The 26,226-nt window shown below is 73.0% G+C and carries 21 protein-coding genes and 1 pseudogene; 15 read left to right on the forward strand and 7 right to left on the reverse strand.

The features are described from left to right. The first annotated feature begins 110 nt into the window (after positions 1–110). From ACFWJW_RS15940 to ACFWJW_RS15960, 5 genes and pseudogenes are all read left to right on the forward strand, one after another. A complete protein-coding gene (locus ACFWJW_RS15940; protein ID WP_387240540.1) occupies positions 111–1,310 on the forward strand; it encodes an FAD-dependent oxidoreductase in 1,200 nt (399 codons plus the stop codon). Positions 1,311–1,790: 480 nt separating this feature from the next. Next, the gene (locus tag ACFWJW_RS15945; protein ID WP_387240543.1) at positions 1,791–2,804 is read left to right on the forward strand and encodes a polyprenyl synthetase family protein; all 1,014 of its coding nucleotides are present in this window, start codon (positions 1,791–1,793) and stop codon (positions 2,802–2,804) included. Between the two features lie 332 nt (positions 2,805–3,136). Further along, positions 3,137–4,402: an outer membrane lipoprotein carrier protein LolA gene (locus ACFWJW_RS15950; RefSeq protein ID WP_387240546.1), complete on the forward strand. Its 1,266-nt coding sequence runs from the start codon at positions 3,137–3,139 to the stop codon at positions 4,400–4,402. Positions 4,403–4,450: 48 nt separating this feature from the next. Next, a pseudogene (locus ACFWJW_RS15955) lies at positions 4,451–5,166 on the forward strand (AAA family ATPase); the annotation flags it as partial. Then, positions 5,153–6,028 (forward strand): ABC transporter permease, encoded by an 876-nt coding sequence (locus ACFWJW_RS15960; RefSeq protein ID WP_387240549.1) that lies wholly within the window; start codon positions 5,153–5,155, stop codon positions 6,026–6,028. The pseudogene ACFWJW_RS15955 and the gene ACFWJW_RS15960, both read left to right, overlap by 14 nt. Here ACFWJW_RS15960 and rarD read toward each other — a convergent pair. The 7 genes from rarD to ACFWJW_RS15995 all read right to left on the reverse strand — a co-directional run bounded on the left by rarD (position 6,018) and on the right by ACFWJW_RS15995 (position 15,473). Further along, positions 6,018–7,043 carry an EamA family transporter RarD gene (gene rarD / locus ACFWJW_RS15965; protein WP_387240552.1) on the reverse strand — a complete coding sequence of 342 codons (1,026 nt, stop codon included), beginning with the start codon at positions 7,041–7,043 and terminating at the stop codon, positions 6,018–6,020. The genes ACFWJW_RS15960 and rarD overlap by 11 nt on opposite strands. A 118-nt stretch (positions 7,044–7,161) precedes the next feature. Beyond that, positions 7,162–8,046, reverse strand: coding sequence for an SDR family oxidoreductase (locus ACFWJW_RS15970; RefSeq protein ID WP_387240555.1), 885 nt, complete (start codon positions 8,044–8,046; stop codon positions 7,162–7,164). Between the two features lie 251 nt (positions 8,047–8,297). Beyond that, entirely contained in the window at positions 8,298–9,392 is a 1,095-nt protein-coding gene (locus tag ACFWJW_RS15975) for a 2-oxoacid:ferredoxin oxidoreductase subunit beta (protein WP_387240558.1), read from the reverse strand. After that, complete coding sequence (locus tag ACFWJW_RS15980) at positions 9,385–11,337, reverse strand: 2-oxoacid:acceptor oxidoreductase subunit alpha (protein ID WP_387240561.1); 1,953 nt, start codon at positions 11,335–11,337, stop codon at positions 9,385–9,387. Before ACFWJW_RS15980 ends, ACFWJW_RS15975 begins: the two co-directional genes overlap by 8 nt. Before the next feature lie 295 nt (positions 11,338–11,632). After that, complete coding sequence (locus ACFWJW_RS15985; protein WP_387240649.1) at positions 11,633–12,292, reverse strand: LuxR C-terminal-related transcriptional regulator; 660 nt, start codon at positions 12,290–12,292, stop codon at positions 11,633–11,635. Between the two features lie 296 nt (positions 12,293–12,588). Beyond that, on the reverse strand, positions 12,589–13,902 hold the full coding sequence (locus ACFWJW_RS15990; RefSeq protein WP_387240564.1) for a sensor histidine kinase: 1,314 nt from the start codon (positions 13,900–13,902) through the stop codon (positions 12,589–12,591). A gap of 275 nt (positions 13,903–14,177) precedes the next feature. Then, the gene (locus tag ACFWJW_RS15995) at positions 14,178–15,473 is read right to left on the reverse strand and encodes a sensor histidine kinase (protein ID WP_387240567.1); all 1,296 of its coding nucleotides are present in this window, start codon (positions 15,471–15,473) and stop codon (positions 14,178–14,180) included. A gap of 222 nt (positions 15,474–15,695) precedes the next feature. Here ACFWJW_RS15995 and ACFWJW_RS16000 point away from each other — a divergent pair, with 222 nt between their 5' ends. The 10 genes from ACFWJW_RS16000 (at position 15,696) to ACFWJW_RS16045 (ending at position 26,208) form a co-directional block, all read left to right on the forward strand. After that, positions 15,696–16,817 carry a secretion protein snm4 gene (locus tag ACFWJW_RS16000; RefSeq protein ID WP_387240570.1) on the forward strand — a complete coding sequence of 374 codons (1,122 nt, stop codon included), beginning with the start codon at positions 15,696–15,698 and terminating at the stop codon, positions 16,815–16,817. A gap of 710 nt (positions 16,818–17,527) precedes the next feature. Continuing rightward, positions 17,528–18,973 carry a hypothetical protein gene (locus ACFWJW_RS16005; RefSeq protein ID WP_387240573.1) on the forward strand — a complete coding sequence of 482 codons (1,446 nt, stop codon included), beginning with the start codon at positions 17,528–17,530 and terminating at the stop codon, positions 18,971–18,973. A gap of 249 nt (positions 18,974–19,222) precedes the next feature. Next, the gene (locus ACFWJW_RS16010; RefSeq protein WP_176740708.1) at positions 19,223–19,624 is read left to right on the forward strand and encodes an NADH-quinone oxidoreductase subunit A; all 402 of its coding nucleotides are present in this window, start codon (positions 19,223–19,225) and stop codon (positions 19,622–19,624) included. Continuing rightward, positions 19,615–20,271, forward strand: coding sequence for an NADH-quinone oxidoreductase subunit B (locus ACFWJW_RS16015; protein ID WP_251084640.1), 657 nt, complete (start codon positions 19,615–19,617; stop codon positions 20,269–20,271). Before ACFWJW_RS16010 ends, ACFWJW_RS16015 begins: the two co-directional genes overlap by 10 nt. Beyond that, entirely contained in the window at positions 20,268–21,623 is a 1,356-nt protein-coding gene (locus tag ACFWJW_RS16020; RefSeq protein ID WP_387240577.1) for an NADH-quinone oxidoreductase subunit C, read from the forward strand. The genes ACFWJW_RS16015 and ACFWJW_RS16020 overlap by 4 nt, the downstream gene beginning before the upstream one ends. Then, a complete protein-coding gene (locus ACFWJW_RS16025) occupies positions 21,620–22,588 on the forward strand; it encodes an NADH-quinone oxidoreductase subunit H (RefSeq protein WP_387240580.1) in 969 nt (322 codons plus the stop codon). Before ACFWJW_RS16020 ends, ACFWJW_RS16025 begins: the two co-directional genes overlap by 4 nt. Beyond that, positions 22,585–23,196 carry a NuoI/complex I 23 kDa subunit family protein gene (locus ACFWJW_RS16030; RefSeq protein WP_387240584.1) on the forward strand — a complete coding sequence of 204 codons (612 nt, stop codon included), beginning with the start codon at positions 22,585–22,587 and terminating at the stop codon, positions 23,194–23,196. Before ACFWJW_RS16025 ends, ACFWJW_RS16030 begins: the two co-directional genes overlap by 4 nt. After that, a complete protein-coding gene (locus ACFWJW_RS16035; protein WP_387240587.1) occupies positions 23,193–23,807 on the forward strand; it encodes an NADH-quinone oxidoreductase subunit J in 615 nt (204 codons plus the stop codon). Before ACFWJW_RS16030 ends, ACFWJW_RS16035 begins: the two co-directional genes overlap by 4 nt. Continuing rightward, positions 23,807–24,169: an NADH-quinone oxidoreductase subunit NuoK gene (gene nuoK, locus ACFWJW_RS16040; protein ID WP_387240589.1), complete on the forward strand. Its 363-nt coding sequence runs from the start codon at positions 23,807–23,809 to the stop codon at positions 24,167–24,169. The genes ACFWJW_RS16035 and nuoK overlap by 1 nt, the downstream gene beginning before the upstream one ends. Beyond that, positions 24,166–26,208 carry an NADH-quinone oxidoreductase subunit L gene (locus ACFWJW_RS16045; RefSeq protein ID WP_387240592.1) on the forward strand — a complete coding sequence of 681 codons (2,043 nt, stop codon included), beginning with the start codon at positions 24,166–24,168 and terminating at the stop codon, positions 26,206–26,208. Before nuoK ends, ACFWJW_RS16045 begins: the two co-directional genes overlap by 4 nt. The last annotated feature ends 18 nt before the right edge of the window (positions 26,209–26,226 follow it).

Raw genomic sequence — 26,226 nt, forward strand, 5'->3', positions numbered from 1 at the left:
GAGGACGGGGCCACCGGGCGGGAGGGGCGGACCGGCGGGTGACGGGGCTGTTGCTCCCCTCGCCGAAGAGGCGGCCGGGCGGCCGTTCTTCACGCGAGGGAGGGACCGAAGTGAGCACTCCGGTAGCGGTCATCGGGGCCGGTCCGTACGGGTTGTCCGTGGCCGCGCATCTAGGGGCGTACGGCCTGCCGGTGCGGGTCTTCGGGCAGCCGATGCGGAGCTGGCGCGCGGGGATGCCCGCGGGCATGCTGCTCACCTCATCCCCGGCGGCCTCCGGCATCGGCGTCCCGCAGCCCGGCCACACCCTCGGCGACTTCTGCGCGGCGACGGGGGAGGGGCCCTACGCCGCGGACCGGGACCTCGTCCCCGTGGAGACCTTCGTCCGGTACGGGCAGTGGGTGCAGCAGCGGCTGGTTCCCGGGCTGGAGCAGGTCCGGGTGGTCTCGGTCGACCGGCGGGCCGACGGCTTCGAGCTGAAGCTGGACAGCGGTGAGCAGGTCGGCGCGCGGGCGGTGGTCGTCGCCACCGGCCTGACCGGACTGGCGCAGCTGCCGCCGGAACTGGCCGCCGCGCTCCCGGACGGCCCGTCCGCCACCGGCCCGGTCTCGCACAGCTCGCAGCACCACGATCTGTCCGCGCTGGCCGGCCGGGACGTGGTGGTGATCGGCGCCGGGCAGTCGGCGCTGGAGAGCGCGGTGCTGCTCACCGAGGCGGGCGCGGCGGCCGTACGGGTGGTGGCGCGCGGTGTCGGCGCGGTGGGCTTCGGCGCGCCGCCGGACCACCGGCCGCGGCGGCGCCCGTCGCCGTGCGGCAGCGCCTGGCCGCGGTATGCGCCGGCGTACCGCGCCGGAGTCTTCCGCCGCCTGCCGGTGCCCGCCCGGCGGTATCTGGGGCACCGGGTGCCCGTCCCACGGGGGGCGTGGTGGCTGCGGGAGCGCTTCACCGACCGGGTGCGGGTGACGCAGGGGCGGCGGATCGTCCGGGCCACGGTCCGCGACGGCCGCCCCGTCCTGGCGCTGCGCGGCGCCGACGGGCAGGGCGGGGAGGTCGTCGCCGACCATGTGCTGGCCGCGACCGGCTACCGGATGGATCTGGCGGCGCTGGACTTCCTGGGCCCGGGGCTGCGCACCGGGATCGTGGTGCGGGCCGGCGGTCCGCTGCTGGACGGCGGCTTCGGCTCGTCCGTGCCGGGGCTGTATTTCACGGGGCTGCCGGCGGCCGCCTCCTTCGGGCCCGCGATGCGCTTCGTGTGCGGTACGGAGTTCGCCTCGCCGCGGCTGGCCAGGGCGGTGGCGCGGGCGTACGGGTGAGGCGGGGGCGGGCGCACCGGCCCGGCACCCTGTGACCCCGGGGCGCGCGGTGTCCCGTATGCCGTGTGCTCGCCTCGCCCGGGCATGACGGCCGGGGGCGCGTCGGCGCGGAAGTCGTCCTGCGCCACGGTGATTTCGCACGGGACGGTGACCGGTACGTCCGCCCCGGTGACCGGGGCGGTGACCGGGGCGGGGCTTTCCGGCCATGGCCGGTCCGCAGGCCCTTGCCCGAGCGGAAGCGGACCGGGGATGCTGGCGGTTGCCGGTCCCGCTCTTCCCGTTCGCCGGTCCCGCTCTTCCGCGTCGCAGCGCGTCAACAGATGATCCGGAACATCCCGGCCGAGGGGTCGCCGTGCTTCCCGGGCGGTTCGGGGGGCGGGCGCTCACGGTGATCGAACTGCGACCGGATACGCTGGCCAATGGTGGAGACAGCGACAGATCGACATTCAGTTTGATCGTCAGCAGACAGGAGTACCCCTCGTGACCGTCGTCGGGCCCTTCGGGCTGAGCGTGCGGGACCAGGCTCTTGAGGCCGATGTCCAGGCCGGGTTGGCGGCTGTCGAGGAGGGCCTGCTGGAGGCCACCAAGAGCGACGTGCCGTTCATCACCGAGTCCGCGCAGCATCTCGTGCGCGCGGGCGGCAAGCGGTTCCGGCCGCTGCTGGTGATGCTGGCCGCCCAATTCGGTGACCCCTACAGCCCGGGTGTGGTGCCCTCCGCCGTCGTCGTGGAGCTCACGCACCTGGCGACGCTCTACCACGACGACGTGATGGACGAGGCCGATGTGCGCCGCGGGGTGGCCAGCGCCAACGCCCGCTGGGGCAACTCCGTCGCCGTGCTGACCGGCGACTTCCTGTTCGCCCGCGCCTCGCACATCCTCGCCGACCTCGGGCCGGACGCGGTCCGGATCCAGGCCGAGGCGTTCGAACGCCTGGTGACCGGCCAGATCCTGGAGACCGCGGGCCCGCGCGACGGCCGGGACCCCATCGACCACTACCTGGACGTGCTCGCGGGCAAGACCGGCTCGCTGGTCGCCGTCGCCTGCCGCTTCGGCGCGATGATGTCGGGCGCCGAGGAGTCGACGGTCAACATCCTCACCCAGTACGGCGAGCGGCTCGGTACCGCCTTCCAGCTGGCCGACGACGTGCTGGACATCGCCAGCGACTCGCACGAATCGGGCAAGACGCCCGGTACGGACCTGCGCGAGGGCATTCCGACGCTGCCGGTGCTGCGGCTGCGGGCGCGGGCCGAGAGCGCCGCCGGCACCCCCGAGGACCGCGCGCTGTGCGAGCTGCTGGCCGGTGACCTCACCGACGACGCCCGGCACGCCGAGGCGCTGGCCGGTCTGCGCGCCCACCCGGCGCTCGAAGAGGCCCGTCGCGACACCGTGCGCTCTGCGCAGGAGGCCCGCGGGATGCTGGCGCCGCTGCCCTCGTGCATGGCCAAGTCGGCCCTTGAGGGGCTCTGCGACGCGGTGGTGCACCGCGCGGGCTGAGGCATCCCGGCCCGCCTGTCCCTGCGGTCTCCCGGCGCGCCTGTCCCTGAGGCGTCCCGCCGCGCCTGCGCCTGCGGCCCGGCTGCGCATCCCTGAGGGCCTTTCGCCGTATCCCCTAGGGAGTGCTCCGCCTTCTGTGGTACGGCATCCGACCTGAGGTGATCGTGCGTCATACCTCAGCAGTAGGACGAGTTGCTCCCGCGGGCTGACGTTTTGTGCCGGGCGATTTGATGTGATGGAACCACCTGAGCGCGGCGGGCAGGTCACCATGGGCCCCAGGGGGGAACACGTGGACAGCGCAGCAGCCGCCGCACACGACGGAGGTAGGGCAGATGCCACGGAACGAACCGACCGAGGTCACCGACGGATGGGGTGGGGAGCGCTCCCCGAAGCGCCGTAAGGCGGTGCGGTATGGCGTGCCGGTCGCGGTGGCGGGAGTGTCGGCGGCCATGATCGGGCTGGTCCCGGCGTTCGCCGGCTCCGCTCCGGACCTGCCGAAAATCTCGGCACAGGACCTGATAGCCAAGGTCGCCAAGTCCGATGTCCAGCAGCTCTCCGGCACGGTCCGGGTCACCACGGACCTCGGCCTGCCGTCCCTGCCGGGCGCCGGTGGCGGAGCGGGCGGCTTCGGCGGCGCCCCGGACGACGGCGCGCAGGGCGGGGACGCCGCCTCCGCAGCGCCCCAGAAGAAGCTGATGGAGCTGGCGTCCGGTGCGCACACGCTGCGCGTCGCGGCCGACGGCCCCGAGAAGCAGCGGGTGTCCGTCGTGGACAAGGCCGCTGAGTACAGCCTCGTCCACAACGGCAAGGACGTCTGGGCCTACGACAGCGGCAGCAACACCGCCGTGCACAGCAGCGCCCCCGGCGACCGGTCCGCCAAGCAGCACCGGGCCCCCGAGGGCCTGCCCAAGGACCTGAAGACCGCGACGCCGCAGGACCTCGCGAAGCAGGCCCTGGAGGCGGCCGGTGACACGACCTCGGTCACCGTCGACGGCACCGCCAAGGTCGCCGGACGGGACGCCTACCAGCTGCTGATCAAGCCCAAGCAGGCCGGTTCCACGGTCGGCTCGATCCGGGTCGCGGTGGACGCCGCCAACGGCGTGCCGCTGAAGTTCACCCTGACCCCCAAGAGCGGTGGCGCGGCCGCCGTCGATGTCGGCTTCACCAACGTCGACTTCGCCAAGCCCGCCGCGAGCACGTTCTCCTTCACCCCGCCCAAGGGTGCCAAGGTCGTCAACGGCGACAAGGAGCGCGCGACCGCGCAGCGCGAGCACGGCAAGGACGCCCCGTCCCGCGAGCACCTCGCCAAGGAGGTGGACGGGATGGACGTCATCGGCAAGGGCTGGACGTCCATCGCCACGATCAAGGGCGACGGCCCCGGTCTGCCCTCCGGCAAGGACATGGAGAAGGCCAAGGGCGCGGGCGGCGACGTCGGCAAGTTCCTGGACAGCATCGGCGACAAGGTCAACGGCAAGTTCGGCTCCGGCCGGGTCTTCAGCACCCGTCTGGTCAACGCCCTGATCACCGACAACGGCACGGTCTATGTCGGCGCCGTCGACAAGCAGACCCTGATCAACGCGGCCAACGCCGCCAAGTAAGGCACCACCGCGGCCTCGCGGGACCGCCGCGCCACCCCTTCGCGGAGGGGTGGCGCGAGCGGGCGGGACAACCTCCGCCGGTTCGACGCCGCCGACCCGGCCGCCGATCCCCGGACCCGCGAGGCGCGGGTCGGCCGGGCGCTGGAGCGGGTGGGCCTGGCCGCGGCGGCCGGCAAGAAGGCGCGCGCCTACTCCCTCGGTATGAAGCAGCGCCTCGGTCTGGCCGCGGCCCTGCTCCAGCCCCGTGAGCTGCTGGTGCTCGACGAGCCCACCAACGGGCTGGATCCCCAGGGCATGCGGGAGATCCGTGCCCTGGGCCGGGAGCTGGCGGCGGACGGCACCACCGTTTTTCTCTCCTCCCATCTCCTCGACGAGATCGAGCAGGTCTGCACCCATGCCGCGGTGATGGCCCGCGGCCGGCTGCTCACCCAGGGCACGGTCGCCGACCTCTCCGCCACGGTCCTCGGCCCGCACGGCCACGCCCGGCTCATGGTCACCACGCCCGACACCGCGGACGCGGCCCGGGTGCTGAGGGAGTGCGGGGTGACCGGGGTGGAGGCCACCGACGACCGGGTGACGGGCGAACTCCCGCCCCCGGACGCCCCTCCGGCCGGGGCGGAGGACGGGCGCCGCGGGAGATCGCGGAGCTCAACGCCGCGCTGGTGCACGCCGGTGTGCGGGTCCGCGGCTTCGGCACGGCGCGCGCCTCGCTGGAGGATGTCTTCGTGGCGCTGACCGGGGAGGGCTTCGATGTCGCGGGCTGAGGAGGTGGCGCGGACGCCCCGGCCGCTGTGGTCGCTGGGGCTGCTGCGCAGCGAGATCGTCATGACGTTCCGGCGCTGGCGGACCCTCGCGCTGCTGGCGGTGCTCGCGGGCGTACCGGTCCTGGTCGGTGTCGCCGTCCGGATCGAGACCGGTGGCGGCGGCGGCCCGGATGGCGGTGGCGGCGCGGGCGGCCCGGCCTTCCTCTCCCAGGTCACCCACAACGGCCTCTTCCTGGTCTTCGCCTCGCTCGCGGTGACCCTGCCGTTCTTCCTGCCGATGTCCGTCGGCGTGATCGCGGGCGACTCCCTCGCCGGTGAGGCACACGGCGGGACGCTGCGCTATCTCCTGGTCGCCCCCGCGGGCCGCCTCCGTCCGCTGCTGGTCAAATACGTCACGACCCTGACGTTCTGCCTGGTGAGCACCCTGGTGGTGGCGCTGTCCGCACTGGCGACCGGTGCGCTGCTCTTCTCCCTGGGCGAGGTCACCCTGCTCTCGGGCACCTCGGTGTCCTTCGGCGAGGGGCTGCTGCGGGCGTCGGCCATCGCGGTCGCGGTGGCGGTGTCCCTGACCGGGGTGGCGGCCATCGGCCTGTTCGTCTCGACGCTCACCACCAGCGGTATAGCGGCCATGGCGACCACGGTCGGCCTGCTGATCACCGTGCAGATACTGGACACGCTCCCGCAGCTGCACGCCCTCCAGCCGTACCTCTTCCCGCACTACTGGCTGTCCTTCGCGGATCTGCTCCGCGACCCCGTCTACTGGGACCAGCTGGAGAAGAACCTCGGCCTACAGGCGCTGTACGCCGTGGTGTTCGGCTCGGCGGCCTGGGCGCGCTTCACCACCCGGGACATCACTGCGTGAGGCGGGGAGGCCGTGGCGTCCCCGGCTGCTCCGCGGTGTGCTGGGCCGTTGCCGCGGGCGCCGCTTCCGTGGCCGCTTCGGGGGGAGGTGCCGCGGCGGCCGCCTGGGCCGCGGCCTCGGCCAGCGCCGCCCGCGCCCGCCCCGCGGTCCGCAGCGCGTCCCAGCTCAGCACCGCCAGCGCCAGCCACACCAGCGCGAACCCGGCCCAGCGCTCCGGCGGCATCGTCTCGTGGAAGACCGTGAGCCCCAGCAGGAACTGGAAGGACGGCGCCAGATACTGGAGCATCCCGATCATCGTCAGCGGCAGCCGCACCGCCGAGGCGCCGAAGCAGATCAGCGGCACCGCCGTCGCGACCCCGCAGGCCGACAGCAGCAGCGCCTGGCCCACCCCGGTGGTGAAACTGGCCTCGCCGCGCAGGCCGAGGAAGATCAGAAAGCCCAGCGCGGGCAGCAGCTGGAGGGCCGTCTCGGCGCTGAAGCCCTCGATCCCGTCGAGCTTGATGCCCTTCTTGACCAGGCCGTACGTCGCGAACGAGAGGGCCAGCGCGAGCGCGATCCAGGGCATCCTGCCGTAGGCGACGGTCATCACCAGGACGGCCAGCGCGCCGATGCCCACCGCCGCCCACTGGAGCGGACGCAGCCGTTCGCGCAGCACCAGGACGCCGAAGGCGATGCTGACCAGCGGATTGATGAAGTAGCCGAGCGACGCCTCCAGGACGTGCCCGGAGTTGACCGCCCAGATGTAGAGGAACCAGTTCGCCGAGATCACCAGGGTGCTGACCAGTATCAGCCCGAGCCTGCGGGGCTGCCGCAGCAGCGGGCCGATCCAGGACCAGCGGCGGAGCACGGCCAGGAGGACGACGGCGACCGGCAGCGACCACACCATGCGATGAGCCAGGATCTCGGACGGTCCGGCGTCCTCCAGCAGACGCCAGTAGAGCGGCAGCAGGCCCCACATGGTGTAGGCGGCGATGCCGTAGGCGAGTCCGGTGCGCTGATCGCTTCGAGGCTGCAAGGGACCCTCCTGGTGGTGCGGTGTCGCCCTGGTGAACGTAGCGCCGCCCGGACCGCCTGTCATGCCCGTCTTGCCATACGGTCATGACGGTCCACCGGCGGCGCTGCGGCGGCCCCCTTTAGGTGGGCAGCCCCTTCGGCCCCTCCAGCTCCTTCAGCGCCTCCGCGATCGCCTCGGCGATCGGTGTGGTCGGCCGGCCGATGAGCCGGGACAGCTCCCCGGGCGTCGCGGACAGCTCGCCGCGGGCGATCCCGGTGTCCGCGTCGGCGACCAGCTGGGCGCCCAGCGCCGGTACGCCCGCCTCCACCAGCAGCGCCGCATACTGCTCCGGCGGCAGATCGCGGTACGCGATGCGCCGGCCGGTCTGCCGCGAGACCTCGGCCGCGTACTCGGCCATCGTCCAGGCGGTGTCGCCGCTCAGCTCGTACACGGTGTTCTCGTGGCCGCTGCCGGTGAGCACGACGGCGGCCGCCTCGGCGTAGTCCCGGCGCGCGGCGGTGGCCACCCGGCCGCCGTCCGCGCTGCCCACGACGGCGCCGGTCTTGAGGGTGCCGGGGAGCGCGCCCGTGTAGTTCTCGTGGTACCAGCCGTTGCGCAGCAGGCAGTACGGCACCCCGGACGCGAGCAGCGCCTGCTCGGTGGCGAGGTGCTCCTCGGCGATGGAGAACGTGGCCGTCGGCCCGCCCAGCACGCTGGTGTACGCCAGCAGCCCGACGCCCGCCTCCCGCGCGGCGTCGATCACGGTGCGGTGCTGGGTGAGGCGCTGCCCCGCCTCGTTCCCGGAGATGAACAGCACCCGGTCACCGGCCGCGAAGGCGCCCTGGAGGGTTTCGGGGCGGCTGTAGTCCGCGGTCTTGATCTCCACCCCGCGGGCCGCGAGGCCGGCGGCCTTGGACCGGTCGCGGGCGAGGGCGACGATCTCGCCCGGGGTGGTGCGCCGGAGCAGTTCCTCGATGACGAGCCGGCCGAGTGCCCCGGTGGCGCCGGTGACGACGAAGCTCATGAGTACCCCCTGTGGGCGTCGCTGGCTGAGGACCCGACCGTACGCCTGCGATAAACGATCGTCTATGACGGGTGTACGGATAGCTGAGGCGGGATTTCCTTCAGCATCGCCCGGCGGCGCGGCACCGGCACGGCGCAGGGGAGGGGCGGCCCGCCGCGAGCACGGCCCACCGCGAGCACGGCCCACAACGCACGGATGCCTCCGCGAGCGCGGTGAAACGCTCCCGGAGGCACCCGTGCGGCACCGGTCGGTCAGCCGACGACCGTCCAGGTGTCGTTGCCGGTCAGCAGTGCGGCGAGGTCGCCCTTGCCCTTCTGCTCGATGGCGGCGTCCAGCTGGTCGGACATCAGGGTGTCGTAGACCGGCCGGTCGACGCTGCGCAGCACACCGATGGGGGTGTGGTGGAGGGTGTCGGCGTCGGCGAGCCGGGAGAGCGCGAAGGCCGTCGTGGGCGAGGGGCTGTGGGCGTCGTGCACCAGCACCCCGCCCGTGCCCTCCTCCCGGACGTCGATGACCTTGAGGTCGCCGGTGGCCGGGTCGCGGACCACGCCCTTGGAGCCGAAGCCGTCGGGGGCCAGCGCGCCGAAGCGGATCGGCTGCCCGTGCTCCAGCCGGATCACGGCCTCCTCGGCCTGGTCCTTGTCCTTGAGGGCCTCGAAGGCGCCGTCGTTGAAGATGTTGCAGTTCTGGTAGATCTCCACCAGCGCCGTGCCGGGGTGGGCGGCGGCCTCGCGCAGCACCGAGGTGAGGTGCTTGCGGTCGGAGTCGACGGTGCGGGCCACGAAGGACGCCTCGGCGCCGAGCGCCAGCGAGACCGGGTTGAACGGCGCGTCCAGCGAGCCCATCGGCGTCGACTTGGTGATCTTGCCGACCTCGGAGGTGGGGCTGTACTGGCCCTTGGTCAGACCGTAGATCCGGTTGTTGAACAGCAGGATCTTGAGATTGACGTTGCGCCGCAGGGCGTGGATGAGGTGGTTGCCGCCGATGGACAGCGCATCGCCGTCGCCGGTGACGACCCAGACGGACAGATCGCGCCGCGAGGAGGCCAGGCCGGTGGCGATGGCCGGGGCGCGGCCGTGGATGGAGTGCATCCCGTAGGTGTTCATGTAGTACGGGAAGCGGGAGGAGCAGCCGATGCCCGAGACGAAGACGATGTTCTCCTTCGCCAGGCCGAGCTCGGGCATGAAGCCCTGCACGGCGGCGAGGACGGCGTAGTCACCGCAGCCGGGGCACCAGCGCACTTCCTGATCGGACTTGAAGTCCTTCATGGACTGCTTGGCGTCGGCCTTGGGCACCAGGGAGAGCGCCTCGATCTGCGAGGGCCTCTCCGAGATCGCCTCAGTCATTGGTGGCCTCCTTAAAGACCTCCGCGAGCTGCTCGGCCTTGAACGGCATTCCGCTGACCTGGGTGTGCGACCGCACGTCGACGAGGTACTTGGCGCGCAGCAGAGTGGCGAGCTGTCCGAGGTTCATCTCCGGCACGATCACCTTGTCGTAACGCGCCAGGACCTCGCCGAGATTCCGCGGGAAGGGGTTGAGATGGCGCAGATGGGCCTGCGCGATACGGTCTCCCGCGCGCCGGACGCGCCGGACCGCCGCGGTGATCGGTCCGTACGTCGAACCCCAGCCCAGGGCAAGGGTCCGGGCGCCCTGGCCGCTCTCGTCGGCCGGGTCGTCGACCTCGAGGTCGGGCACCTCGACGCCGTCCACCTTCGCCTGGCGGGTGCGCACCATGAAGTCGTGGTTGGCGGGGTCGTAGGAGATGTTGCCGGTGCCGTCCTGCTTCTCGATGCCGCCGATGCGGTGCTCCAGGCCCGGCGTGCCCGGCACGGCCCAGGGGCGCGCCAGCGTCTGCTCGTCGCGCTTGTACGGCCAGAAGACCTCGGTGCCGTCCGCCAGCTGGTGGTTGGTGCCGGAGGCGAACTGGACCCGCAGATCGGGGAGTTCCTCGATGTCGGGGATCCGCCACGGCTCGGAGCCGTTGGCCAGATAGCCGTCGGAGAGCAGGAAGACGGGGGTGCGGTAGGTGAGCGCGATACGGGCCGCGTCCAGCGCCGCGTCGAAGCAGTCGGCGGGCGTCTTCGGCGCCACGATCGGCACCGGCGCCTCGCCGTTGCGCCCGTACATCGCCTGGAGCAGGTCGGCCTGCTCGGTCTTCGTCGGCAGCCCCGTCGAGGGCCCGCCGCGCTGGATGTCCACGACCAGCAGCGGCAGCTCCAGGGACACCGCGAGACCGATGGTCTCCGACTTCAGCGCCACACCGGGTCCGGAGGTGGTGGTCACCGCCAGCGCGCCGCCGAAGGCCGCGCCCAGCGCCGCGCCGATCCCGGCGATCTCGTCCTCCGCCTGGAACGTCCGCACCCCGAAGTTCTTGTGCTTGGACAGCTCGTGCAGGATGTCGGAGGCCGGGGTGATGGGGTACGAGCCCAGATACAGCGGCAGATCCGCCTGCCGGCCCGCCGCGATCAGCCCGTAGGACAGCGCGAGGTTCCCGGAGATATTGCGGTAGGTGCCGGTGGGGAAGTCCTTCGTCGCCGGCGCGACCTCGTAGGAGACGGCGAAGTCCTCCGTCGTCTCGCCGAAGTTCCAGCCCGCCCGGAACGCGGTGACGTTCGCCTCCGCGATGTCCGGCTTCTTGGCGAACTTCGCCCGCAGGAACTTCTCGGTGCCCTCGGTCGGCCGGTGGTACATCCACGACAGCAGACCCAGCGCGAACATGTTCTTGCTGCGCTCGGCCTCCTTGCGGGAGAGCCCGAACTCCTTGAGCGCCTCGATCGTCAGCGTGGTCAGCGGCACCGGGTGGACGTTGTAAGCCTCCAGCGAGCCGTCCTCCAGCGGGCTGGTGGCATAGCCGACCTTCGCCATCGGGCGCTTGGTGAACTCATCGGTGTTGACGATGATGTCCGCGCCCCGCGGGACATCGGCGAGGTTCGCCTTCAGCGCGGCGGGGTTCATCGCGACCAGCACATTCGGTGCGTCACCCGGCGTGAGGATGTCGTGGTCGGCGAAGTGCAGCTGGAAGCTGGAGACGCCCGGCAGGGTCCCGGCAGGGGCCCGGATCTCGGCGGGGAAGTTGGGCAGCGTCGACAGGTCGTTGCCGAATGACGCCGTCTCGGACGTGAACCGGTCGCCGGTGAGCTGCATACCGTCACCGGAGTCACCGGCGAACCGGATGATCACCCGGTCCAGACGTCGGACTTCTTTGCCTTCGCCGCCGTTGCCGGACGCGCGTTGTTCCCCGACAAGCGCTGCGTCGGTCTGCTCGGCTGGGCTACTGACCTGGCTGGTCACTGCTTCGGACCTCCCTCGAGGGGTGCGGCGTCCCCGCCGGAGGCAGGGCTCGGGACGTGTCGTACCGACCGGTTGTCCCATAACCATCGTACGTGGGTAAGGGTGACCTTCCTTGGGTTGATCGCATGCTGGACGTCAACATGAGACAGCGATCTGGTGCGTTTTGTCATGAAATCACCGCCCCCGTGACCCCGTTCTTCATGACGCTCCGGACTCCTCCATTGGTTCTACGCCCAAAGCCCTGGACCTGGGTGGAAAACACCGCGGCCAGCTCATCTGACAGAGTGTCAGATCCTCAGGAGTTGAGATAGGTGAGTACGGCAAGCACTCTGCGGTGATCCCCATCACTCTGCGCCAGACCCAGTTTCGAAAAGATATTGCTGACGTGTTTCTCGACCGCACCGTCGCTGACCACCAGCTGCCGGGCGACCGCGGAGTTCGTCCGGCCCTCGGCCATCAGCCCCAGCACCTCCCGCTCCCGGGGTGTCAGATGGGCCAGCACATCCTGCTTACGGCTGCGGCCCAGCAGCTGGGCGACCACCTCCGGGTCCAGCGCGGTCCCGCCCCCGGCGACCCGGACCACCGCGTCGACGAACTCCCGCACCTCGGCCACCCGGTCCTTGAGCAGATAGCCGATACCCCGGCTCGAACCGGCCAGCAGCTCCGTCGCGTACTGCTCCTCGACATACTGCGAGAGGACCAGCACGCCGAGGCCCGGGTGGTCCCGGCGCAGCCGGATCGCGGCCCGCACGCCTTCGTCGGTGTGCGTCGGCGGCATCCGTACGTCCGCCACCACCACATCCGGCGGTGCCCCCTCGTCCGCCAGCTCCCCGATCACCTTGATCAGCGCCTCGGCGTCCCCCACACCGGCCACGACCTCGTGGCCCCGGTCGGTGAGCAGTCTGGTCAGCCCCTCCCGGAGCAGCACCGAATCCTCGGCGATGACCACCCGCACCTTGTCCTCCACGGCTCAGATCCCCCCATGCGTCATCCCGCCCCGTCCCTGCCGGCCCCCAGCATCCCAGCATCCGGACGGAGGCGAGGCCGGGAAGGGGGTCCGGGGCACAGACAGGGGGTGCGGGCACCGGGTGTGGGGGTGGGGCGGGGGCCCCGGTGGTGCTGCTCGGCGGTGCTGCCCGGAGGTGCTGACCCGGCGGCGCGCTCAGTGTCGTCCGTGGGCTGCGCGTCGGCGCCGCCCGGCGGTCCTCCGCCGGTGCCGTTCGGTGGTTATCCGCCAGTGCCGCCCGGTGGTCATCCGCGCCACGGCAGCTCGGCGGTGATGCAGGTCGGGCCGCCGGGCGGGGAGTCCACTATCAGCAGGCCGTCGACGGCATCCAGCCGTTCGGCGAGGCCGGCCAGGCCGGTGCCGCTGTCCGTGTGCGCGCCGCCCTGCCCGTTGTCCGCGACCAGCACCATGAGCCGGTCCGCGGTGCGCCAGACGTCGAGCGTGGCGCTGGTGGCCCGGGCGTGCTTGGAGACGTTCTGGAGCAGCTCGGAAGCGGTGAAGTAGGCGATGCCCTCGATCGCCGCGGCCGGCCGGTGGTCCAGATCCACGGTCACCGTCACCGAAACCGTGCACCGCGCGGACAGTGCCGACAGCGCCGGGCCGAGACCCCGGTCGGTGAGGATCGCCGGATGGATGCCGCGGGCCAGGTCACGCAGCTCCTGGAGGGCGGTCTTCACCTCGCCGTGCGCCTCGTCCACCATCTTGGCCGCGGCCTCCGGGTCCTCCGCCAGCTTCTCCTTGGCCAGGCCCAGGTCCATGGCGAGGGCCACCAGCCGGGCCTGTGCGCCGTCGTGCAGATCGCGCTCGATGCGGCGCAGGTCGGCCGCCGCGGTGTCCACCACGACCCCACGGTCCGACTCCAGCTGCGACACCCGGGTGGCGAGCAGGGAGGGCCCCAGCAGGCCGTGGACCATGACCCGGTCGACCTGCGTCAGCCCGTGGATCACCCACGGCCCGGCCAGGACCAGCAGCAGCCCGAGCCCGCTGGTCAACCCGATCTCCGCCGGGGCGTCGAGATAGACGCCGTGGCCGGAGCCGTCATCCCACATCAGGGCGCTGGGCTGGTCGAGATACGCGGGAAACGTCCACCGCCACAGCGGATAGGTCAGCAGCACCCAGCCGACGGACCAGAACGTCAGCGAGAAGACGAAGGAAAAGATCGCCCACGGCATGTGCAGCAGGGAGTAGACGACATGCCGCCAGGACGCCCCGCTCTTCAGCACGGCCCCGACCCACCCCATCAGGCCCGGCTTGGAGGCCCGGGGCGGCTCCGGGTCGGCGACCTCCAGCCCCAGCAGGGCGCGGGCCCGCGCCCGCTCCAGAGCGCCCAGCCCACGGCTGCCGGCCAGGCCGCCCGCCAGCACCGGGATGCCCAGGAACGTCACCAGCAGACCGGCGCCCAGAGCGAGCACCGTTATGGCGTACGTGAACATCAGGAGGGACATCGGAAGGCTGAGGAAGAGGTAGAGGAACTCCCGCCAGGTGCGCCCGGAGAACGGGGCGCGCAGCCCCACGGGCACCCGGGAGCCGCGAAGATGCGGTGCGTATGCGGTATCCATCGTCTCGTTGTCCGTTCTGCCGGGGGCGGCCATGCCCTGTCGGCGCCGCTGTCTGCTCCGCCGCTCGGTGCGGCTTTTTCCGCCATGACAAGCGTCCGCGACCGGCGTCCCCCGCACCATGAGGGTTCTCGCAGTCTTCGCCGGGGGTTATCCCCACCCCCGGACCTGCGGTCGACCACAACCGCCCGCGCAGGCCCACCGCGCGCAGGCACACTGCGCGCCGCCCCACCCCGCAGGCCCATCGCGCCGCCCCACCCCGACGGGCCGTGGCGCCCTCAGCCCACCGCCCCGCCGCGCCGACGCACGGCCCCGGCCCTGCCCCCGGCACCGTCCTCCGTCCGCTCCCGCCACGGCAGCTCCGCCGTCACCCGCGTGGGCCCGCCCACCGGCGAATCCAGCACGAACAGCCCGTCCACCGACCCCAGCCGCTCGGCGAGCCCGGCCATCCCGCTGCCGCCGTCCAGCCGCGCCCCGCCCTTCCCGTCGTCCGACACCTGGATCAGCAGCCGTCCGCCCGCCCGTCTCCCGCCACCCCTGCCCGAGGCCCCCGTGGACCCGCCCTCCTGGACGCGCCACACCTCGACGGACGCCTGCCGCGCCGCACTGTGCTTGGAGATGTTCTGAAGCAGCTCGGAGACGGTGAAATAGACGATGCCCTCGATGGCGGATGCGGGCCGCTCGGACAGGTCCACGGTCGTCGTGACCGGCACCGTGCAGCGCCCGGCCAGCGAGGTCAGTGCGGGCCTCAGCCCCCGGTCGGTGAGGATCGCCGGATGGATGCCCCGGGCCAGATCCCGCAGCTCCTGGAGCGCCAGCTTCACCTCGCCGTGCGCCTCGTCCACCATCGCCGCCACGCTTTCGTCCGCCCGGCCCTCCAGCAGCTTCTCCTTCGCCAGGCCGAGCCCCATGGCGAGCGCCACCAGCCGGGCCTGTGCGCCGTCGTGCAAGTCCCGTTCGATGCGCCGCAGATCGGCGGCCGCGGTGTCGGTGACCGTCACCCGGTCCGTCTCCAATTCGGCGATCCGCCGCTCCAGTTCGTCGGACGGCGAGAGGAGCCCGCGCACCAGCGCCCGGTCCACGTTGGTCAGCCAGCGCGCCACCCAGGGCAGCGCCGGCCACCCCAGGAAGAGCAGGACGAAGACGACCAGGAACGTGAGGAGGGCCCACGGCAGCCGGATGAACGTGAACAGCGCATGCCGCCAGGCGACCGGATCCTTCAGACTCGCCCACAACCACGGCAGGAACCCCGGCTGCTGCGCCCGCAGCGGACTCGGCTCCTCGACCCGCACGCCCAGCAACGCCCGTGCCCGGGCCCGCTCCAGCCTCCCGTATTGCCGGCATGCCTGGAGCCCCGCGGCCAGCAGCGGCAGCGTGATCACGATGAGGGACAGCCCGATCCCCGTCATCACCCACACCATCAGCACCGCGAACGCCACGATTCCCAAGGGGAAGTTGGCCAGCAGATAGGCGATCTCCCGCCACGTGGTGCCGCTGAGCGGCGCTCTGGGCGGCGGTGGTGAGGTGCCGTCAAGGGCGTCCTCGGCAGCACTGGGGCGGGAACTCTCCGTCATGCGCCCCAGCCTGCCCGGTGGCCGCCCGAGGTGCCATGGGGCAGCTGGGTGGACCGGGGTGGGGTTTGCCCCATTCCGCTCCTCACGTCGAGCGTCCCGACGCAGGTCAAGGTGGTTGTGCCGGGCCGGGGCACGGTGCCTGTCCCGTTATCGGCGTGGTGGACACGGCGCGCCGACGGGACCGTAAGGTGTGGCGATGCACAACGGGAGGGGCGAGGTGCCATGGCGCGGGGTTACGACGGCCAGTTGCTGAAGCCGGATGACGTCGCGGACCGGCCGGATTCGGCCACACGGGACCTCGCCGACGCGGTGGCCTCCCCCCTTGAGGTCCGCGGCTGGGGATGGGGCGAACGGAGCCGGACCGGGACGGCGGTGACGGCGAGTGTGCTGCTCGCGGCGGTCACCGGGGCCTGCGCGGGCAGCTGGTACGGGAACGGGGACGCGGCCCTCTGGCTGGGTGTCGCCGCCGTCCTTGTCACCGCCGCGGGCGCGGCCGTCGGCGCGCTCGCCGCACGGCACGGGCAGCACGCCCCGGGAGCCGCCCTGCTGCTGCTCGGCGGGGTGCTCGGCGTGGCCGCGGCCTGGCAGGCGGCCCCGGGCGGCGCCGCCCGGCTCGCCGCCGTCGGACTCACCGTGGCGGCCGTGCTCGCGCTGCTCGGGCTCTGTACGGGGCTGGGGCGCGGCGGCCTGACCGGTGCCGCGTCGCTCGCGCTCGCGGTGGGCGCCTGGGAGCTGGGCCTGGCGCTGACCACCCCCGCACGTACGGGAGTTGTGCTCGGCTTCGTCTCCGTCCTCGTCCTGGGCCAGCTGCCGCGTCTCGCCCTGCGGGGCGCCGGCCTGACCCGGCTCGACGATCTGCGCTCCGGCGGTACGCCGGTCAGCCGGCACCAGGTGGCGGGCGCGCTGGGCGCCACCCACCGGGAGCTGGCCCCGGCCACCACGGTCGCGGCGGCCTCGGCAGGGGCGGCCGGGGTGCTCGCGGTGCAGACGCCCGGCCTCTGGACCGTGCTCGCCGCGCTGTTGCTGTGCGGCGTGCTGTGCTCACGGGCACGGGCGTATCCGCTGGCGGTGGAGGTCGTCGCGCTGCTGGCGGCCGGTCTGGCGGTCGGCGTACGGCTGGTGCTGCTCTGGGCCACCGACGGCGGGGCGGCGGCGCCCGCGCTGGTCGTGCTGGGCCTGCTGGCGGTGCTGCCGGTCGCGCTGCTCGCGGTGCGGATCCCGGAGCCCTCGCTCGCTCGGCTGCGACGGTGGCTGGACCACGTCGAGTCGGTGACCGTAGTGGCGCTGATCCCGGTCACCCTCGGGGCTTTCGGGCTCTACGGCCTGCTGTTCGGCGCATCCTGACCGGGAGGGGCGGTGGAGGGGACATGTCATCGGCGGAGCGCAATCCGGAGCAAGCGGGAACGGGAACGGGAGCGGAAGGGGGAGGGGGTGTGGACGCGGTGCAGGCGATGAATCCGACTCCCGGGACCTCTATGGCAAGGGAGTCGAGCGCGGCGGGAAATACGGGCGAGAGCAGCGAGCGGGGTATGACGGGCGAGGCGGGAGCGATGAGTGAGCCGGGGGCGATGAGCGAGCCGGGCGGCGGTCCGGCGGGGCCGGGGACTGCTCCGGGGGCGCCGGGAATGCCGGGGATTCCGACGGTGCCCGGGGGTATGCCTGAGGCCGGTCCGATGCCGCCGAGCACGTCGATGCCTCCGGCTGGGGCGCCGCCGCACGCCGAGCCGATGCCTGCTCCGGCGATGCCTTCGGCTGGGGTGACGTCGCCTGCCGCTCCGGCGGTGCACTCGGCCGGACTGACGCCGCCTGCCGCTCCGGCGATGCCGTCCGCCCCGGTTCAGCCGCCCGGCCCGGCCGCCATGTCGCCCGGCCCCTCGTCACCCACCCCGCCGGCTTCCGCGCACTCCGCCCCGGGAGCCCCCGCCCCAGGTGCACCCGCCTCCGGAGCACCGGCCCCCGGAGCACCGGCCCCCGGAGCACCGGCCCCCGGAGCCCCCGCGCCGGCTCCCGGTCGCTACGGCCGGGCCGGGCTGCCGGCCCGGACGCCGCTCTCGGTGCCCCTGCTGCCGCCGGAGCTGGCCGACGGACAGCCCCGGCCGCGTCGCGGCGACCCCGTGGCCCGGCGTGCGGGCCGCGCGCTGCGCCGGGTCTTCGCCTCGTCCCCGGCCGCCGAAACGGCCGCGGTCACGCAGGCCGCGCACGCCATCCAGCAGCCCGTGGCCACGGGCCGGCAGATCGCCGTGTCCAGCATCCGGGGCGGCGCCGGCAAGTCCACCCTCGCCGCCCTGCTCGCGCTCACCTACGCGCACTACCGCTCCGACCCGGTGCTCGCCGTCGAGGCCGATCCGGCGCTCGGCACGCTGCCGCACCGGCTCGGCGCCCGCGAGGTGCGGTGGTCGGGCAGCGATCTGGCGCAGATCGTCGAGCCGTCGATGCTGATCACGGACCTGACCGGCTATCTCCTCCCGTTCGCGGGCGGCGGCTGGCTGCTGCCCGGGAGCCAGGGCGCCATCGGCACCCGGCTGGACCTCGACACCTACCGCGTGGTGATGACCTCGCTGCGCCGCCACTTCGCGGCCACCGTCGTGGACTGCGAGACGCTGCCCGCCGAAGTGGCGCGCACCGCGCTGGTGACCACCCAGGCGCGAGTGGTGGCGACCCCGGCGACCCCGGAGGGCGTGGCCGCCACCCGCTCCGTACTGGACTGGGTCGGCGGGCTGCACTCCGGCCTGCTGCCCACCACGGTCGTCGTGCTCACCCACACCTCACCCGACAGCGGCGTCGACGTCCGCCGGGCCGCCGAGCACCTCGGTGCCGGCGGTGCGGCGGTGCTGCCGCTGCCCTACGACCGGCATCTGGCGGCCGGCGGCGCCATCCGTACGGAGCTGCTCGGCGAACGGACGAGGGAGGCGGCGGCGCGGATCGCGGCCGAGGTGATGGACCGTGCGGTCTCGCGGGAACCGGGCCGGCGGCAGCAGCAACGTCAGACGACGGTCCACCGGCCGGGACAGCCGCCGGTGTACGTCCCCGGACAGGCGACGGTCCCCGCGGAGCCCCAGCAACCACACCCACAGCGGTCCCAGGGGCACCCCGGTCCGCAAGATCGTGCTCAGCCCCAGGCCGGCCCGCCGGCACAGGCACCGCCCCAGGCCGGTCCGCACGCCCAGGCCGGTCCGCAGTCGCAGCCGCAGGCCGTCCCGCAGCCGCCGCCCCAGCCCGGCCCGCACGCCCAGCCCCCACACCAGCCCCCACCGGCTCCCCCGTACTACCCGCCCCAGGCCACGCCTCCGGCGCCCGCCCCGCACCAGCCCCCGCCGCACCCCCAGGCGCAGGCCGCCTCCACCCAGCCGTCTTCCCCGTCGCCGTCCCCGTCGCAGCCGCCGCCCCAGCCCATGCCGACGATGCCGGTGGCGCCCCAGCAGGCCGCCGGCCCGGAAGCCACCGGCGCCCCCACCGCTCCCGACCTGCGCAGCCCGTTCGACGGAGGCCCGGTCCACTGACGCCCGGTCCACTGACAAACGGCCCTCCCGGCCGTCTCCGCGCCACCGTCCGTCCGGTCCGTGAGACAGGTTCTGAGACAACTGGGCGCTCTGTCTACGCTGCCGGCCACCCAGGAAGGGCGAAGTGGGGACAACCCCACCGGCCGCGACGATGCGGCTGCTCACCGGGGCCGGGGCAGGGCCTAGACTCCGGTCCGTACAGATCGTCGAAGTCGTTGAACAATCACAGTCAGGGAGCGAGGGGCGGACGTGCCGGACGCGACCGTACGCACCACCGTCGCCGCGGACTACTTCCAGGGCTACTCGGTCGTCGGGCTCATCGCCGTGATCGGTGTGCTCTTCGTCGCCGTGGCCTTCGGTGCCGGGCGGCTGCTGCGGCCCGTGGTACCGACGCCGGAGAAGCTGCTGACGTATGAGTGCGGTGTGGATCCGGTCGGTGAGGGCTGGGCGCACACCCAGGTCCGCTACTACGTCTACGCCTTCCTCTACGTCATCTTCGCCGTGGACTCGATCTTCCTGTTCCCCTGGGCAACGATCTTCGCCGCCCCTGGTTTCGGCGGCGTGACGCTGGTGGAGATGTTCATCTTCCTCGGCTTCCTCGCCGTCGGCCTGCTCTACGCATGGAAGAAGGGCGTCCTGGAATGGACGTGACCCCCGCCTCCAACGGCGCCGCGGCCGCGGGCGCCGCCCCCGAGTTCCTGCCGGAGCCGCGGCGCCTGGGTACCCTCGCGCGGCTCGCGCCCGAACCGATGAAGGTGGTCCTCAACTGGGGCCGCCGCTACAGCCTCTGGGTCTTCAACTTCGGCCTGGCCTGCTGTGCCATCGAGTTCATCGCCGCGTCCATGGCGCGCCACGACTTCATCCGGCTCGGCGTGATCCCGTTCGCGCCCGGCCCCCGCCAGGCCGACCTGATGGTCGTCTCCGGCACCGTCACCGACAAGATGGCGCCCGCGGTGAAGCGGCTCTACGAGCAGATGCCGGAGCCGAAGTACGTCATCTCCTTCGGGGCCTGCTCCAACTGCGGTGGCCCCTACTGGGACTCGTACTCCGTCACCAAGGGCGTCGACCAGATCATTCCGGTGGATGTGTACGTCCCGGGCTGCCCGCCGCGTCCGGAGGCGCTGCTCCAGGGCATCCTCAAGCTCCAGGAGAAGATCGCGCGCGAATCGCTGGGGGAGCGGTACGCGAAGGGCGGCACCGCCCGGCCCTCGGCGGCCGCGCTGCGCAGCGGCCTCGTCACTCCGCCCGCGCCGCAGCCGGCGGATGCGCCGAAGCCGGCGGGGGAGGAGCCCCGATGACCGAGCAGCCCGAGCAGCAGCCGGAGACCTCCGAGCAGCCCCCGGCCGAGCCCGTCGTGGGCTGGCTGCCCGGCCCGGCGAGCGAGATCTTCGGCCCCGGGGCCACCGCGGAGCTGGCGTACGACCTGCTGACCGTCGACGTCCCCGTGGACGGCTGGGTCACCGCGCTGACCGCCGCCCGCGACACCCTGGGGTGCAGCTTCTTCGACTGGCTGAGCGCCGTCGACGAACCCGGCACCGGCTTCCGGATCTGTGCCCACCTCGCGGAGGTGGCGCACCCCGGTACCGTCCACCGGCTGATCGTGCGGACGACCGTGCCGCACGACGCGGCCGCGCTGCCCACCGCCGTCGGTGTGTACGCGGGCGCGGGCTGGCACGAGCGGGAGACCCACGAGATGTTCGGGGTCGACTTCACCGGCCACCCGCACCTCGTACCGCTGCTGCTCCCGGAGAACTTCGAAGGGCACCCGCTGCGCAAGGACTTCGTGCTGGCGGCGCGGGTCGCCAAGGCGTGGCCCGGCGCCAAGGAGCCGGGCGAGTCCGAGCACGGCGGGCCGAAGCGGCGCCAGATGCTGCCCCCGGGCGTCCCGGACCCGAACGAGTGGGGCCCGCTGAAGGGCCAGCTGCCGCCCGCGCCCGCACGTCCGGCGCGGGGTGCGCGGGCGGCCGGCGGCGCCGCGGGCGAGCGCCCGGCACGGCGTACCCGTACGGCGGCCGCGGGTTCGGCCGGCCAGCAGGCGGCGGCGGAGGGGACCGGAGCTCCGGCGGCCCCGGCCGGTGCCGAGCGGCCCGAGCGCCCGGCACGCCGTACCCGCTCGGTGAGCGAGGGTTCGGCCAGCCAGCAGCGAGCGGCGGCGGAGGCGGCTGCGGCGGAGACCGCGGCGGCCCCGGCCACCGGAGGCCCGGCGACGGACACCCCGTCAAAGGAGACGGCCAAGGAGACGCCGGCCAAGGACGCGTCGACGAAGGACGCCCCGGCCAAGGACACCCAGCCCTCCACGCCCCCCGAGAAGCCCGCGCCCCCGCGCTCCTCCGACGCCCCCTGGCACCACGCCCGCCCGGCCTTCGACGAGCCGCAGCGGACGGCGGAGCCCGGGAAGAAGCCCGAGCCGGAGAAGCCCGAGCCGGCGAAGCCGGAAGCGCAGCCCGAGCCGGCGCCGACGGCCCCCGAGGAGCCCGCGGAGGAGTCGAAGCCGACGGCCCCCCAGGAGCCGACGCCCACGCCGGAGCCCGCACAGGAGCCGAAACCCACGGCCACCCCGGACCGGAAGCCCGCGGCCCCTCAGGAGCCCGCGTCCCCCCAGGACCAGCCCCCCACCCCCCAGGACCCGGCAGGAGGCGACACCCCATGAGCGACGCTCTCGACATCGCGCTGCGCCTGCTCGCCGTCTTCGCCGTCTTTCTGGTCTTCCCCCTGGTCATCGGGCAGACCGAGCACAAGGTCATGGCCCATATGCAGGGCCGTCTCGGACCCATGTACGCGGGCGGGTTCCACGGCTGGGCGCAGCTCGTCGCCGACGGTGTGAAGTTCGCGCAGAAGGAAGACATCGTGCCGGCCGGTGCCGACCGGCGGATCTTCCAGCTCGCGCCCGCCGTCGCGCTGCTGCCGTACCTCCTGGTCCTGGTCGCCATCCCGATAGGCCCGCACAACGCCGTGGGCCAGGCCCTGGACGCGGGGATCTTCTTCGTCCTCGCCGTCATGGGCGTCGGGGTGCTCGGCTCGCTGATGGCGGGCTGGGCCTCGGCGAACAAGTTCTCGCTGCTCGGCGGTCTGCGGACGGCCGCGCAGCTGCTGGCGTACGAGCTGCCGATGCTGCTCGCCGCGGCCTCCGTCGCGATGGCGGCGGGCACGCTCTCGCTGCCCGGCATCATCGAGGCGTTCCACTGGTGGTGGGTGCCGTGGCAGATCGTCGGCGGCGTGGTCTTCTTCACCGCCGGGCTCGCCGAGCTCCAGCGGCCGCCGTTCGACATGCCGGTCGCCGACTCGGAGATCATCTTCGGTGCGTACACCGAGTACACCGGACTGCGCTTCGCCCTCTTCCTGCTCGCCGAGTACGCGGGCATCGTCGTGCTCTGCGCGCTGACCTCGGTGCTCTTCCTCGGCGGCTGGCACGGCCCGTTCGGCGCCGACGGCCTGGGCTGGCTGTGGACCCTGCTGAAGACCGTGATCCTCGCCTTCGGCGTCATCTGGCTCCGCGTGACCTATCCGCGGCTGCGCGAGGACCAGTTGCAGAAGCTCGCCTGGACGGTCCTCATCCCGCTCGCCCTCGCCCAGATCGCCCTCACCGGCGTCGTCAAGGTGGTGATCTCGTCATGAGCTTCCCTGGTTCCGGCCTCGCCAAGGGGCTGGCCGTCACCCTGCGGACGATGACGAAACGATCGGTCACCGCGCAGTACCCGGACGTCCAGCCCGACCTCCCGCCCCGTACCCGCGGCGTCATCGGGCTGTTCGAGGAGAACTGCACGGTCTGCATGCTGTGCGCCCGGGAGTGCCCGGACTGGTGCATCTACATCGACTCCCACAAGGAGACGGTGCCGCCGGCCGCCCCCGGAGGACGCGAGCGCAGCCGCAATGTGCTGGACCGCTTCGCGATCGACTTCGCGCTGTGCATGTACTGCGGTATCTGCATCGAGGTCTGCCCCTTCGACGCGCTCTTCTGGTCGCCGGAGTTCGAGTACGCCGAGACGGACATCCGCGAGCTGACCCACGAGCGCGACAAGCTCCGCGAGTGGATGTGGACGGTGCCCGAGCCCCCGGCGCTCGACCCGGCGGCCGAGGAGCCCAAGGAACTCGCCGCCGCCCACAAGGCCGCGGACAAGCTCGCCGCCCAGCAGGCGGCGGAGGCCGAGGCACAGGCCCAGGCCGAAGCCGCGGCCCAAGGCCCGGACCAGGACCGACCGGACACCCCAGGGGAGGGACAGTGACGCTCGCCGCCACCGCAGCCGGCCACGGTTTCCTCTCGCCCACGGGCGTTGAGGTCGCCTTCGTCCTCGTCGGTATCGCCACCCTCGGCGCGGCCGTCATCACCGTCACCACCAGGCAGCTGGTGCACGCCGCCCTCTGGCTGGTCGTCGCCCTCGGCGGGATCGCCGTCGAATACCTCCTGCTCACGGCCGAGTTCATCGCCTGGGTGCAGGTGCTGATCTACGTCGGTTCGGTCGTCGTCCTGCTGCTCTTCGGGCTGATGCTCACCAAGGCGCCCATCGGCCGCTCCCCGGACGCCGATTCGGGCAACCGCTGGGCCGCGCTCGCGGTGGCCCTCGCCTCGGCCGCCGCCCTGGTCTGGGTCGTCGTGGACGCCTTCCGCGCCACCTGGATCAGCTTCGAGGGCGCCGCCCAGGGCTCCACCGAAGCCTCCGGACGCAGCCTCTTCCAGTACTGGGTGCTGCCCTTCGAAGCGCTGTCCGTGCTGCTGCTCGCCGCGCTCGTCGGGGCGATCGTGCTGTCCCGCAGGACGGGGGAGGGCAGGGCCGCGGCGGCGGACCTCAAGACCGGCGCCTCCCGCGCCCCCGCCCCGCGAGAGGAGCAGCGCTGATGCATCTCGTCTACCCGGCCGTCCTCGCCGTCCTCCTCTTCTGCACCGGGCTGTACGGCGTGCTCGCCCGCCGCAACGCGATCCTGGTGCTGATGTCCGTCGAGCTGATGCTCAACGCCGTCAACCTCAACCTCGTCGCCTTCGACGTCTGGCTGCGCGACACCCTGCACACCGGCCAGGCGCTCACCCTCTTCACCATCGCCATCGCCGCCGCCGAGATCGGCATCGGGCTGGCGATCGTGCTGCTCGTCTACCGCAACCGCGGCAGCTCCGACATCGACCGGCTCCGTGACCTCGCCGAGAAGGCGGGCGCCGGGGACGGGGACCCGCAGCCGGACACCACGGCGGAGGCCGCCGCGTGACCCTCACCACCACCGCCGTTCTCGTTCCCCTCCTCCCCTTCCTCGGGGCCGCCGCCGGCCTCCTCCTGGGCCGCCCACCCGTCTCCCGCCACCGCCCCGAGGGGCTTCGCGCTGCCCTGCATGCGCCCGGATTCGTCCGGCCGCTGGCCGTGCTGCCGACGCTGGCCGCGGCCGCGCTCGCGGTGCTCGTCGCCATCGGGCAGGGCACCGGCCCGGCGACCGACATCGCCACCGAGCTCACCCCGACCGGCTCGGTCCCCATCGACCTGGCCCTGCACATCGACGGCTTCGCCGCGCTGCTCGCCGTCCTGGTGGGGATCGTGGCGTCCTGTGTGCAGCTCTACTCCACCGGCTATCTGCGCGACGATCCGCGCTACCCCTCCTACGCCGCGCTGGTCTCGCTCTTCACCTCCGCGATGCTGCTGGTCGTCTACACCGGCGACCTGATGCTGCTGCTGGTCGGCTGGGAAGTCATGGGCATCTGCTCCTACTTCCTCGTCGGCCACTACTGGGAGACCGAGACCGCCCGCGCCGCCTCCCTCAAGGCATTCCTCGTCACCAAGCTCGGCGACGTCCCCTTCCTCTTCGGCATCTTCGCGCTGGCCGCCGACGCCGGAACCTTCCGCATCACCGGCATCCTCGGCACCGTAGCGAGCGGCGGCCTGGACCATCCGACGCTGATCGCGCTGCTGCTGCTCGCCGGTGTCGCGGGCAAGTCGGCGCAGTTCCCGCTGCACACCTGGCTCCCGGACGCGATGGCCGGCCCGACGCCCGTCTCGGCGCTGATCCACGCCGCGACGATGGTGGCGGCCGGTATCTATGTCGTGGCCCGTCTCCTCCCCGTCTTCGCCGCCTCCGCGGCCGCGCTGGTGGTGATGGCCGTCATGGCCGCGATCACCATGGTCGGCTCCGGTCTGGCCGCACTGGCCCAGGACGACATCAAGCGCGTCCTGGCCTATTCGACGGTCGGTCAGCTCGGCTACATGCTCGGCGCGCTGGCCGTCGGCGACCGCGGTGCCGCCGTCTTCCACCTCATCTCGCACGGTGCGTTCAAGGCCCTCCTCTTCCTCGGCGCGGGCGTGATCATCCATGCCGCGGGCACCAACTCGCTGGCCGCGATGTCCCGGATGAGCGGCCTGGCCCGGCGGATCCCGGACGCCTACTGGACCGTCACCGTCGCGCTGCTCGCGCTCGCCGCGATCCCCCCGTTCGCCGGCTTCTTCTCCAAGGAAGCCGTCCTGGGCGCCGCCGAGCACGCCGCCACCGGAGCGGCGCACGGCATCCCCGGCGCGGCCGGCTGGACCGTCCTGGTCTCCGGACTGCTCACCGCCCTCCTCACCGCGGCCTACGCCACCCGCCTGTGGCTGCTGGCCTTCAAGGGCACCGGCGTCGAGGCCCCCGACCACGGCCCGCAGCCGGTCGTCATGAACGCCATGCTGTGGGTGCTCTTCCTCCCGACCGTCGCGCTCGGCCTCGCCGCCCCCCTCCTGCCCGAATGGTTCGACGGGCGTTCGCTCGCGCCGACCCTGACCACCTCCGTCCTGGGCACCGGTGTCGCCCTCGTCGGCGGCCTGGTCACCTATGCGGCCTGGCGCCACACCACCGCCCTGGCCGCCCGCACCCCCATCGGTGCGGTCGTCACCGACCCGGACGCCCCGCCCGGGCTCGCCGAGGAGACGGCCATCGCCACCCATGCCCCGGTCTACGGCAGCATCGCCGGCGCCCCGGACCCGGCCGACCCCGGCCGGCTCCTCCTCGGCCCGCTCCAGCCCCACGCCGCCGTCGGCTTCCACCTCGACGCCGTCTACTCCGTGCTGTTCGTCCGGCCCGTACGCGCCGCCGCCACGCTCGTCCGCTTCCTGGACCGCGAGGTCGTCGACGCCTACGTCAGCGGTGCCGCCGCCACCCCCCGGTGGCTGGGCGCCGCCGTCCGCCGCGCCCAGACCGGGAACGTGCAGACCTACCTCGGCGCACTGCTCGCGGGCTCGCTCGTCCTGGCCGTCGCCGCCGTCCTCGTCGCCACGGGCACGGGGGCCTGACCGTGCTGCCATCCCCCG

This window comes from Streptomyces sp. NPDC127097 (assembly GCF_042724075.1).
In the GTDB taxonomy this organism is placed as follows: domain Bacteria; phylum Actinomycetota; class Actinomycetes; order Streptomycetales; family Streptomycetaceae; genus Streptomyces.